The organism is Algoriphagus marinus, assembly GCF_001936475.1.
Lineage (GTDB): Bacteria > Bacteroidota > Bacteroidia > Cytophagales > Cyclobacteriaceae > Algoriphagus > Algoriphagus marinus.
The window spans coordinates 141,689-153,412 of the sequence record NZ_MSPQ01000007.1; the positions used below are offsets into that span (position 1 = coordinate 141,689).

Here is an 11,724-nt window from a genome sequence, read left to right on the forward strand (position 1 = left end):
CTAGTTTGACTTCATCCTTTTGAAATAGTCCTTTGAGGCAGCTTTAACTTTTGGAGCCAGATAAAATGTTGAAATCATAGTAGGAATTGCCATTACAGCATACATCCCATCTACTAAGCTAACTACTACCTGTAAAGAGGCTACTGCTCCAGCTACGATAGTGATCAGGTAGAAATAATTATAATAATCTGCCTTATCTGCTCCAAATAGATAATTGAAGCACTTATGCCCATAATAGGAATAGGTGAACATAGTCGAAAGCGCAAAAATCAAAACAGCCACCATCAACAAATATCTTCCCACGCCAGGCAATGCAGTATCGAATGCTGCCAAAGTTAGTCTTACACCATCTGACTCAGTGGTCTGCCAAACCCCCGTTAACATAATCACAAGTGCGGTAAGTGTACAAACTACAATCGTGTCGATAAATGGTCCTAGCATTGCAATTAAACCTTCACGAATTGGTTCATTATTTTTGGAAGCACCATGTACCATCGGAGCTGTTCCGATTCCCGCCTCATTTGAAAAAGCAGCCCTTCTGGCTCCTATAATAATTACGGCTCCTACCGCCCCGCCAGCGGCAGCTTCTCCTGAAAATGCATCTGTAACAATTTTGACAAGCATATCAGGGACATCACCTATATATTTGAAAACGATGATTAGAACTGTAATAAAATAGAGTCCAACCATAAAAGGAACAAGCTTTGAAGCCACGTTGGCAATTCGCTTGATTCCACCTAGAATTACAATTGCTACTATGATCATCATGGTGATTCCGATAATCCATTTGGTTTTTTCTCCTTCATCTAATCCAGCAGGCTCCAAAATAACTGTTCGGAAAACTGCCGTTAATTGATTTGCCTGAAAAATTGCCAGCAAACCCATCACCCCTGCAATACAGAAAATATAAGAGAGAAATTTCCATTTTTTTCCCATCCCTTCTTCAATTACGTACATCGGACCACCTTGAACCTCTCCTCTTGAGTCTTTGCCTCGATACATTATCGCTAGACTACAGGTATAAAATTTAGTTGCCATTCCTACAAAAGCAGAAACCCACATCCAAAATATAGCTCCCGGCCCTCCCATGGTAATCGCAATTGCAACTCCACTAATATTTCCCAAACCAACTGTAGCTGCAATAGCTGATGATAAAGCTTGGAAAGAAGTGATTTGTCCGGGAATATTACTGTCATCGTATTTTCCTCTTAGGAGACTAATAGCATGTCCTATTTTCCTAAATGGAACAAAACCAGAATGAAAAAGTAAAATACTTCCACCCCCCATTAAAACTACTAGCATTGGCGTGCCCCAAATCCAATCCGCAAACGCTATAATAAAATCTCCCATTGAGTTATTTAATTTCAACTATTGAATTATTTCACTACCAAGTCTGATGTGAATTTAGTTTCCATATTAGGTCGATTTTTATCAAAAACAAAGAACCCATAGCCTGAAAACCATAAAAAAACCTGAGAAAACTCAGGTTTTGATTATTTCTTATAACTTACCAATTCACCTGTGGCGAGCGGTAGAAACCTATCTTATTGATATCCCATCGCTTACCTTGAATTGCTATCCTTCTTTGGAAATCTTCCCAAGAACGTAGATTGCTAGGACTCCATGCCACCTCCGCTATTGCAGCCAAACGAGGATAAGTCATATACTCAATATCGGCTCGATTGGTAACTGTCTCTGTCCAAAGAGGAGCTTCAACTCCTAAAATATCAAATTTATTTATTCCTTCGGTATAGGTAGATGGATCCCAAGAATATGAATCTTTTAAGTCAATATATGCTGCCCAATGTAACCCAATCCTTGTTGTGGAATCATACTGCATATCTAAATAAGCTCGTTTAGCCGGAGACATCAGTATTTTATTCCCTTGCTCTTTCGTCAACTTTGCATTTTCTTCTTCGGCCCAAAATTGAGCGATGGTTCCCGGAAGAAGCTTACTTGTAGCAATTTCATCCCATCCCACATTTATTTTCCCATACTTCTGGACTAATTCCTGAACGCGCTCTACGAAATAAATATAATCTGGCTTCTCAGTCACGTGGGATTCATCGCCTCCTATATGAAAATATGGGCCAGGCGTAATCTCTGAAATCTCACGGATTACATCCTCCACAAATTGATAAGTTTGCTCTTTATTCGTCGCTAGTGTACTGAATCCTACCTCAATTCCAGAATATAGCTCAGCGGGGACTGGATTTCTATCCAGAATGTCAAAGTCTATTTTACCCTCAACCATTGTAGAAACATCACCATCTGGCAAGTTTACACCTGGGTTTAATTCTCCATAAGAAGCCAAAGCTGCATTGGTATGACCAGGCATATCCACTTCTGGCACGACAGTAATGAAATGCTCTGCCGCATAAACAACGATCTCCTTGTATTCTTCTTGAGTATAGAATCCTCCTTTGCCACCTCCCACTTCTGTACTACCTCCAATTTCGGTCAATTTCGGCCACGATTTAATCTCAATTCTCCATCCTTGATCATCAGTCAGGTGCAAATGAAGGTAGTTAAACTTGAATTTGGCCATCTGATCTATATAGTGTTTGACATCTTCTATGCTAATAAAATGTCTGGCTACATCAAGCATTGATCCCCTATATTCAAATTCAGGTTCATCCTGAATGGATCCTGTTGGTACAACCCAATCAACTGATTCAACCGATGAGCTTTCTATTTCAGTTGGGAATAGCTGAAGAAAAGTCTGAACACCATAAAAAATCCCAGCTTCTGTTGTTGAAGTAATTTTCACCTCATTTTCATCTACTTTTAATTGATAAGCTTCTGAAGCTTCTCCACTCGTTTGTTCTAAAATAATATTACCGAAATTTTGAGAAACTGGCATCTCAAAACCTGTTGCGGGAGAAATTCTGCTAGCTAAATAATTAGCAATAGTTTCAAGTTTGTTACCATTGCCCTTGTATTGTATTGCGGCTTCTGAATTCAATAAGAATCCTTTTCCAGTCGAACTTATAGATTTTGGGATAGGAATCAAACCAGCTTCATCAATAGGCACTTCAGGCATAGGCGCTTGACAAGAACTCACAATAACAGTCGCAACTAATATTGCGGACCAAAGTAAACTTTTCATAAGATTAGAATTTGGGTAAACTTAATTCAAAATTTTAAAAATCTCACCCATTTAAATAGAAAATATCAAGGAATGAAAAACAAGTGTTTATCAAGTCATGGAGAAAAAAAAATTAAAAAAAATATCAGATTTTGTGTTTTTAAATCAAGCCTGATTAAATCCTTTTTGATAAATTATGCCCTCTAATCATTCAAAACTCAAACATTAAACCCATTTTGAACCTAACTACAACCAAATGAAAAATAAGAAATCAAATACCAATAACTCCAGAAGAAGTTTTCTAAAAGGCTCTGCATTGGCTGCTGCTGGGTTTTATATTGTTCCAAGACATGTATTGGGTGGTACGGGTTTTATAGCTCCAAGCGATAAGCTTAGAGTTGCAGGAATTGGAATTGGAGGAATGGGGTTCAGTGATGTAAGTGGCGTTTTCAATAGTGGAAAAGCAGACATTGTTGCACTTTGTGATGTCGATGATACCAGAGCAAAACGGACAGTCGATGCGCATCCTAAAGCTCCATACTACAAGGATTTTCGCATTATGCTTGAAAAAGAAGCAAATAACATCGATGCGGTTACTGTTTCCACTCCCGATCATCAGCATGCTGTAGCCGCGATGATGGCTATGAAGATGGGCAAACATGTCTATGTACAAAAGCCTCTTTCTCATGATATCTATGAGGCTAGAATGCTCACTGAAGCTGCAGAAAAATATAAAGTGGTCACTCAAATGGGAAATCAGGGATCATCTGGAGAGGGCGTCCGCAAAATGGTTGAATGGTACAAAGCTGGATTAATAGGAGAAGCCACTAAAGTATATTCCTGGACCAATCGTCCGGTTTGGCCACAAGGCATTGAATGGTCGAAAAACCCAATTGCACCACCTTCAGATTTGGATTGGGATTTATGGCTTGGAACAGCCCCATACAAAGATTATGTAGGAAACTTGGTGCCATTCAACTGGAGAGGTTGGTGGGATTATGGAACGGGTGCCTTAGGGGATATGGCCTGTCATATCATGGAGCCTCCGTTTAGAGTATTAGAATTAGGATATCCAAAGTCAGCGGAATGTTCTGTAGGTTCAGTTTATGTTGGGGAATTCAACCGAGGTTATTTTCCTGAAAGTTGTCCTCCTTCTTCTCATATCACGCTTCGCTTTGATCGTCCTGGAAAAGAGGACTTAGAATTCCACTGGATGGATGGAGGAATTCAACCAACCAGACCTGAAGAATTAGAACCCAATGAACAAATGGGAGATGGTGGAAATGGTGTAATAATAGAAGGCACAAAAGGTAAAATGATGTGCTCAACCTACGGCATTAACCCTCAGCTCTTGCCTACTTCCAAAACAAAGGACATAAACGTTCCAGAAACCTTGTATCGTGTACCTGATGGAGATAGAGGCCATTATAGAAATTGGGTTGAAGCTTGCATTGCAGGACATGGATCTCAAGAATTCAAAAACCTGAGTTCTCCATTTTCTGTTGCAGGACCTTTGACTGAATCTGTATTGATGGGGAATCTAGCTATTCGCAGCTATGATTACCGCACCCCAAGAGCTGATGGAAATGCCAATCAATTCGACTATCCTGGACGTGGTATCAAGTTACTTTGGGATGGTCCTAATATGAAGATTACCAACTTTGATCCAGCGAATCAATTTGTGAAGCGGGAATACCGAGAAGGATTCTCTCTTTAAAATTTAAAAGGCTTTGAGTGATGATTACTCAAAGCCTTTTTTCAACGTTCCACTTCCAATTCTACTCTCCGGTTTTTAGACCTTCCACTTTCTGTGGTATTAGATGCTACAGGTCGAGTTCCTCCCCAACCTGAAATTCGAAGACTTTCAAATTCGATACCTTTCCCAATCAAATAATCTCTTACCGACTTAGCTCTTTCTAGCGAAAGCTGCTTATTTAACCCAGGATCACCTGCACTATCCGTATGTCCGTGAATCCGAATTTTCAATTCAGGATTTTCCAAAAGAAATTCTGCAATCTCATTTAGTCCGGCAAAAGTTTCTACACCCTCTAATTCGGCAGTTCCTCTTTTGAAATTTACATCCTTAAGTACCACCAAGTTTCCTGACTCAGCTTTAGTCATTAGGATTACATTAGGTTCTTCGGCCTTCAAGTCTGATACTTGAATCATCTGAGGAAAATAGCCTAATGACGTGATTTTTATTTCGATCACTCCAGAATTAATCAATTGAGAAATTTTAATATCTGAATTCTTATCAGCTGCAAAAGATTTGTCTCCAGTTTTCCAAAGAAGTGAAAATGGAACTTCTATCTTGTTTTTAGCATCTATCACAAACCAACTAACTGATTTCTCAGACTCTTCTTCAACTGAAAGCATTTTCACTTCTGGAATCCCAACTGCCGAAAGTGGATAAATTGGGGCGATTTTTACCGAGGTTTGAGAACTTGAAGTCGGCTGCGTTACCTCTGTAATTTTTTCCTTAGGTAATTCAAAATCATCTGGAATCACCAACTCAACCGGATCTGCAAAAGACAATAAGTCTGCGAAGCCATCACTATTTTGAGTGCTAGTCCAAATCACCTCTTTAGGAGAAATAAAGGTGACTGAAATATCAGAACCATTAGAACTTAGTTGAGTCCACTTTACTGGAATACTCCAGGTATCCCAGGTTTCCCCAAGTCTCTTTGAAATATAAATATCTTTTCCATTTGCTCCTGGAAGCATGTTTGAAGAGAAAAAAAGGCGGTTAGAACTCGGATCGAAAAAAGGGCTCATCTCCTGCCCTTCAGTATTCAATACCAAACCCAGATTAATCGGCTCAGACCAAGTAATCACTCCGGATTTTTGGCTAAAATAAAGGTCTTCATTGCCTCTTGAGTCCTTTCCATTCCCAGAAAGAAAAATCTGATTTCCTCCTGAAACTACTCTGCCAGACAACTGACCTTTCAAATCTTCCAGTCCTGGCATAGTTACCTTTCTAAGAAAATTCCAATCTTTTCCGAATTTAGAATATTGATATAAGCCTACATTTGATCCTTCTTGATGATAAACCAAAAGGGTTAAAACATTTTCTAATCCTAGTGCATAATCATATCCTGATCGACTTAAGTCGGTACGATGAATTGCTTCAGACCAATTCCCATCTTCCCCTTTTATGGTCATCCAAATATCCCCTGGATCTGTAACTCCTCCGATGTTATCAGGATGAAAAGCACGAGTAAACAAGAGCGTATTATCACCGATCCAAACAGGATTCATATCATCCTGTGGGCTATTTGCTCCCGAAAGAGATTGGATCTGCTGGGAAAATAAAACTAAAGGAAAACAAAAGGCAAGCAGTAAAACGCTGCTTGCCTTGAAAATCCATTGCGAGATTTTTATCATAATTTATTGATCAAGGACTATAGCAAATATCAATGGCGCTACAATCGTTGCATCTGACTCGATAATATATTTAGGAGTATTAATCCCTAGTTTACCCCAAGTGATTTTTTCATTTGGAACAGCTCCGGAGTAGGATCCATAGGAAGTTGTCGAATCTGAGATTTGACAGAAATACCCCCATAGTGGAACACTATCCCGCTGCAAGTCTTGATGCAACATTGGCACTACACAGATAGGGAAATCTCCTGCAATTCCCCCGCCAATTTGAAAAAAGCCTACTTTACTATCTTCCGTAGCGTTATGAGTATACCATTCTGCAAGAAACATCATGTATTCGATACCAGTCCTTACAGTATGCACATTTTTCACATCTCCACTAATAACATGGCCTGCAAACATATTTCCAAGGGTAGAATCTTCCCATCCTGGAACGATGATCGGAAGATTTTTCTTAGCGGCTTCTAGCAACCAGCTATTTTTAGGATCAATCTGGTAGGAACCTTCTAGTTTTCCCGAAAGAAGGATTTTATAGAAAAACTCATGTGGGAAGAAAGCTTCTCCAGCTTGGTCGGCTTTAACCCATTCTTCCAAAATCACATTTTCTATACGTCTCATTGCTTCCATTTCCGGAATACAAGTATCTGTCACCCGATTCATATGTCGCTCAAGCAAATCTTGCTCCTGGGCAGGTGTTAGCTCTCTGTAATTTGGGATTCGCTCATAATAATCATGTGCGACAAGGTTGAAAACATCCTCTTCTAGATTTGCTCCCGTACAAGTGATGATTTGGACTTTATCCTGTCTGATCATTTCGGCTAAAGAAATTCCCAACTCCGCTGTTGACATCGCTCCTGCCAAAGTCACCATCATTTTGCCACCATTATCCAAGTGAGTTTTATACCCTTCTGCTGCATCTATAAGGGCGGCAGCATTAAAATGTCTATAGTTATGCTTTAAAAATTCTGTAATTTTCATATTTGGAAGTTTCGATTTAAGAGTTGCAAAAATATTGATTTTTACCCTACAAAAAAACCCGGCTTAACCGGGTTTCAATGTTTTAAAATAAGTTTAACACTTATTTTGCAGTATCAGCTGGTGCAGCATTATACTCTTTATTCAATTCTTCGATGACAGTTGCAGTAATATCAATGGCATCATTTGCATACCAAACTGCTCCTCCTCTTGTATAGCTAAGAATCACATCTATGTTATTTTTTTCAGCGTGAGCTTTCAAATACTTCTGCACTCGGTCATAAACCTCAGAATATAGTGTTGACTCATCTACTGATAATTCTTGCATCAGATTATCTCTATAAGTCATTAAATTTTGCTCTTTCTTAACAAGCTCTTCTTGCTTTGCACGCTGCTGATTAGGAGTCATATTCCCTCCTGTCTGCTGAAAATTGGCTACTTCCTGCTCAAATCCTCTCGCTCTCCCCTGAAGGTCACCTTCGAATTTTTTACCTTTTTCAGTAATCTCACCTGATCTTTTAATGAAGTAATCAAATTTATTGATCACACTATCGGTGTAGACGAAAGCAATTTTCATATCACCTGCAGCGATCGATTCTGATGTTGCAGATTCTGAAGTAGTGGAAGTTCCTGCTTTATCACAGCTGTAGAAAAGCACTGAGGCTAAACTTAATAATCCTAGTAATTTTAATCCCTTTTTCACTTTTTTATTTTTATAGATGACAAGGGCGCAAATATAAAGAAAGAATTCAGTTTACAAATGATGAAGTACCCTTGGCTTTACTAAATTGAGTTAACTTCAAAAAAACAGCTCCATTGCTAGTCGATAGACTTGTGTATGAGCATCTACAATTTTTGAAATTTGGGGAGAATATCCTCCTCCCATACAGCACATAATAGGTGCATTCCACTTTTTCCCAAATTCCAGAACCATTTTATCCCGATTTTTTATACCTGGAATAGTCATTCCCAGTCGCCCCAGTTTGTCAGTTGATAATACATCTACACCGCATTGATAGATGACAAAGTCGGGTATAAATAGCGTTTCAATCAAAGCTAGATTGCTGCTAAGAAGGCTCAAGTAAATTTCATCATCAACGCCATCCTCCAATCCTATATCCAGATCAGAAGTCTCTTTCCGATGAGGATAGTTTTTTTTACCATGCATACTAAAAGTAAAAACCTGATCATTGCTACCAAAAAGAGAAGCTGTTCCATTTCCTTGGTGAACATCAAGGTCAATTACCAAAACCTTCTTCGCAAGGTTTTTCTCCAGCAGGTAATTTGCAGTAATACCTATATCATTGAGTAGACAAAAACCCTCCCCTCGATCTGCAAAAGCATGATGAGTACCTCCTGCGATATTCATTGCAATCCCAAATTCTAGAGCATAAAGAGCTGCTTGAACTGATCCCCCGGCAATTTGTATCTCTCGATTTACAAGTTCTTTCGAAAGCGGAAACCCCGTAGCTCTGATTTCTGATTTAGAAAGGGATAGATTTTTCAATTTTTCCCAATATTCTAAGGTATGTGTGGAAAGGATCCAATCTTCAGAAATTGCTTCTGGCACAAAAAAACTTTCCTTTGAAATCAGGCCCTCATATAATAATTGCTCCGGAAGCAACTCGTATTTTTCCATTGGGAACCTGTGACCTTTTGGCAAGGGATGTGAATAAGTAGATGCGTAAGCTATTTTGAGCATAAAAAAACACTTGTCCAAAGAACAAGTGTCAAGCATAATTGTTAAATCTTTTAATCGTCAAATTCTTCTTCCTCAGATTGGAAAGAATACATCGTATCATCAAGAACTAGTGTATCATCATTAAATTCTTTGACGAATTTCGCGATAGTCTTTTCATCAATAAAATCCACGTTGAGACTAGCATCTACACCAATCCCATAATCATGATTGGTATCTATATCGACAAACTCTTGAACCTTGACGCTTTCTTCCTCCTCAATTTCCATGATGATTTCAGTAATGAACCAACCAATCTCTTCCTCTTCTTGTGTCAGGGGGATCATATTTCCATTCTCATCCTCTTCATAAGAGATCCCTTTAAAATTAGGGAATTTCTGAGCGGCTTTATGCTCTGCCAATTCATATACTTCACTTGCATGATGAAGTCGTAGCGTATAAAGTGCAGCATCATATATGACCTCTTTGCCTTCATACATTCCCAAGAAGTAAAAGTTTACAAACTCATCCGTATTTTCTTCATCGGGTATGATTTTAAAACTTTTACCTAGGCTTGCAAGCTCCTCTCTTAACTTAAGGATTTGCTGAGGATCAAATCCAGGATTGGTGAATTTCATGGTTCAAAAATTACAATTTCATGTCGTTTAGTAATGCTATTTTCGACTACTTTATGTCAATATAGTTTCAAAATCTAAACCAATAAAATTAATTCCACAATGGTTGATGAAGATTTTATCAAAAAACTTATAAAAGATCGAGAAAATCTGACTTTAGATCTAAAATTAAAAATCACCTCCAAACGAAAGATTGCAAAAACTATTTCTGCTTTTGCAAATACCGAGGGGGGAATAATTTTGATAGGAGTATCGGATAAAGGTAATCTTGTAGGTATTGATATTGAAGAAGAAAAGTACATGATCAACTCTGCTAACGAAGAGTACTGCGTGCCTCAAGCACAGATTAGTTTTGAAGAATTTACAGTTTGGATTGATAAAAAAAATCAAACCGACGAAAACGAAATAAATTTATTACTGGCTATCATCAAAAAATCGAAACCCATAAAAATATTTGTAAAAGAAAACGGAAAAACGCAGGCTTACTTTCGGAAAAAAGATCAAACATTATCTGAATCAAACTACTTATAACCAAAGTAATGACAGCCCTTACAAACTTAATTTCTGATAAATATCATCAAATTATAATGTAGGAATTCGGGACTGGTTTTGAGTTCTTAAGCTGTCAAGTCTTATATTTACGACAACAACAAAATAACCCTCGAGTGATTATCATTATCTTCTTCCTTTTGCATTGGTATTTCTCCCTGTTTTGCCAAAGTTTCTTTTTGCATCGTTATGCAGCTCATCAGATGTTCTATATGAACAAGTATTGGGAAAAGTTCTTTTACTTTTTCACGTGGATGTGGCAAGGAAGCTCTTATTTATCCCCAAGAGCATACGCGATCCTGCACCGAATGCACCACGCTTATAGTGACACCCCAAAAGACCCCCATAGTCCCCATCATACAGAGAATCTTTTTACCATGATGTGGAAGACGAAAAATATTTATAATGAGTACTTTTCTTTCCGTCTAAAGCCTGAAGAGCGATTTTCTAAAGACATTCCAGATTGGAATAAATTTGACAAATTCGCAGATACGATGCTTGTCAGAGTAAGTTGGGGCTTATTTTATGTTGCAATCTATGTGTTATGTATTTCAGTTTTTGAATTACCCGGCACGCATTGGTGGATGTATTTCTTACTTCCTATTCATTTCTTGATGGGCCCAGTTCACGGAGCTATTGTCAATTGGAGTGGCCATAAATATGGTTATGCAAACTTTGACAATAATGACAAATCCAAAAACAGTCTTCTCTTAGACGTACTAATGCTTGGAGAATTGTTTCAAAACAATCACCATAAGCTTCCAAATCGACCGAATTTTGCTGTTAAATGGTATGAATTTGACCCAACCTACCCAATAGTCAAACTATTACATGCTACTGGGATAATCAAATTAAGAGCGACATAAAAAAAAGCCTCCAAATGGAGGCTTTTTTTTTGATCTTTAATTAACAGAAAACCAGTGATTTAAAATTTTTATAAACTAAATAGTAAAACTAATTGGGAAATTTGTTGCTTTTTAGAAACTAAACGAATAATTTTCTGACGATTTAAAACTTAACACCTTATTTATGAAACCATTAACAAGAGCAGAAGAGGAGATCATGCAAATCCTCTGGGAAATCGAAAGAGGATTCGTCAAAGACATCCTTACACCTATGACTGATCCGAAGCCGGCTTACAACACCGTTTCGACAATTGTGAGAATTCTTGAGAGAAAAGGATTCGTTAGTCATAAGTCTTATGGTAAAAGCCATGAGTACTTTCCAATCGTTTCAAAAGATGAGTACAGATCGTTTATCATCAAAAAAATGCTTGGTGGATACTTCGACAACTCATTTGCAAAGCTTCACGAATTCTTCAAGAATGACGAAACTTTGAACACAAAAAGTTTTCAGTAAAAAAACTTAATCAAAAAAAGCCCGGAAATTCCGGGCTTTTTTTTTGACCAAATATTTCA

11 protein-coding genes are annotated in these 11,724 nt (G+C 38.1%); 4 read left to right on the top strand and 7 right to left on the bottom strand.

The features are described from left to right. Both BVC88_RS12700 and BVC88_RS12705 read right to left on the bottom strand, forming a co-directional pair. Complete coding sequence (locus BVC88_RS12700) at nt 1–1,350, bottom strand: alanine/glycine:cation symporter family protein (RefSeq protein ID WP_075351075.1); 1,350 nt, start codon at nt 1,348–1,350, stop codon at nt 1–3. A 157-nt stretch (nt 1,351–1,507) separates the two neighbouring features. After that, on the bottom strand, nt 1,508–3,109 hold the full coding sequence (locus BVC88_RS12705; protein ID WP_075351076.1) for a beta-N-acetylhexosaminidase: 1,602 nt from the start codon (nt 3,107–3,109) through the stop codon (nt 1,508–1,510). Nucleotides 3,110–3,344: 235 nt separating this feature from the next. Here BVC88_RS12705 and BVC88_RS12710 point away from each other — a divergent pair, with 235 nt between their 5' ends. Next, nucleotides 3,345–4,805, top strand: a complete 1,461-nt coding sequence (locus BVC88_RS12710) for a Gfo/Idh/MocA family oxidoreductase (RefSeq protein ID WP_075351077.1) — start codon at nt 3,345–3,347, stop codon at nt 4,803–4,805. Between the two features lie 41 nt (nt 4,806–4,846). Here the strand turns inward: BVC88_RS12710 and BVC88_RS12715 are convergent, their stop codons facing one another. From BVC88_RS12715 to BVC88_RS12735, 5 genes are all read right to left on the bottom strand, one after another. After that, nucleotides 4,847–6,472 (bottom strand): OmpA family protein, encoded by a 1,626-nt coding sequence (locus BVC88_RS12715; protein ID WP_075351078.1) that lies wholly within the window; start codon nt 6,470–6,472, stop codon nt 4,847–4,849. A 3-nt stretch (nt 6,473–6,475) separates the two neighbouring features. Beyond that, entirely contained in the window at nt 6,476–7,447 is a 972-nt protein-coding gene (locus BVC88_RS12720) for a deoxyhypusine synthase family protein (RefSeq protein WP_075351079.1), read from the bottom strand. 100 nt (nt 7,448–7,547) lie between these two features. Further along, nucleotides 7,548–8,147 (bottom strand): OmpH family outer membrane protein, encoded by a 600-nt coding sequence (locus tag BVC88_RS12725; protein ID WP_075351080.1) that lies wholly within the window; start codon nt 8,145–8,147, stop codon nt 7,548–7,550. A gap of 96 nt (nt 8,148–8,243) precedes the next feature. Further along, nucleotides 8,244–9,146 (bottom strand): histone deacetylase family protein, encoded by a 903-nt coding sequence (locus BVC88_RS12730; protein WP_075351218.1) that lies wholly within the window; start codon nt 9,144–9,146, stop codon nt 8,244–8,246. Between the two features lie 50 nt (nt 9,147–9,196). Then, the gene (locus tag BVC88_RS12735; protein WP_075351081.1) at nt 9,197–9,760 is read right to left on the bottom strand and encodes a hypothetical protein; all 564 of its coding nucleotides are present in this window, start codon (nt 9,758–9,760) and stop codon (nt 9,197–9,199) included. A 99-nt stretch (nt 9,761–9,859) separates the two neighbouring features. Here BVC88_RS12735 and BVC88_RS12740 point away from each other — a divergent pair, with 99 nt between their 5' ends. The 3 genes from BVC88_RS12740 (at nt 9,860) to BVC88_RS12750 (ending at nt 11,665) form a co-directional block, all read left to right on the top strand. Next, nucleotides 9,860–10,288 (top strand): AlbA family DNA-binding domain-containing protein, encoded by a 429-nt coding sequence (locus tag BVC88_RS12740; RefSeq protein WP_075351082.1) that lies wholly within the window; start codon nt 9,860–9,862, stop codon nt 10,286–10,288. A gap of 134 nt (nt 10,289–10,422) precedes the next feature. Then, complete coding sequence (locus tag BVC88_RS12745; protein ID WP_075351083.1) at nt 10,423–11,172, top strand: acyl-CoA desaturase; 750 nt, start codon at nt 10,423–10,425, stop codon at nt 11,170–11,172. Between the two features lie 163 nt (nt 11,173–11,335). After that, nucleotides 11,336–11,665: a BlaI/MecI/CopY family transcriptional regulator gene (locus BVC88_RS12750; RefSeq protein WP_075351084.1), complete on the top strand. Its 330-nt coding sequence runs from the start codon at nt 11,336–11,338 to the stop codon at nt 11,663–11,665. Nucleotides 11,666–11,724: the final 59 nt, after the last annotated feature.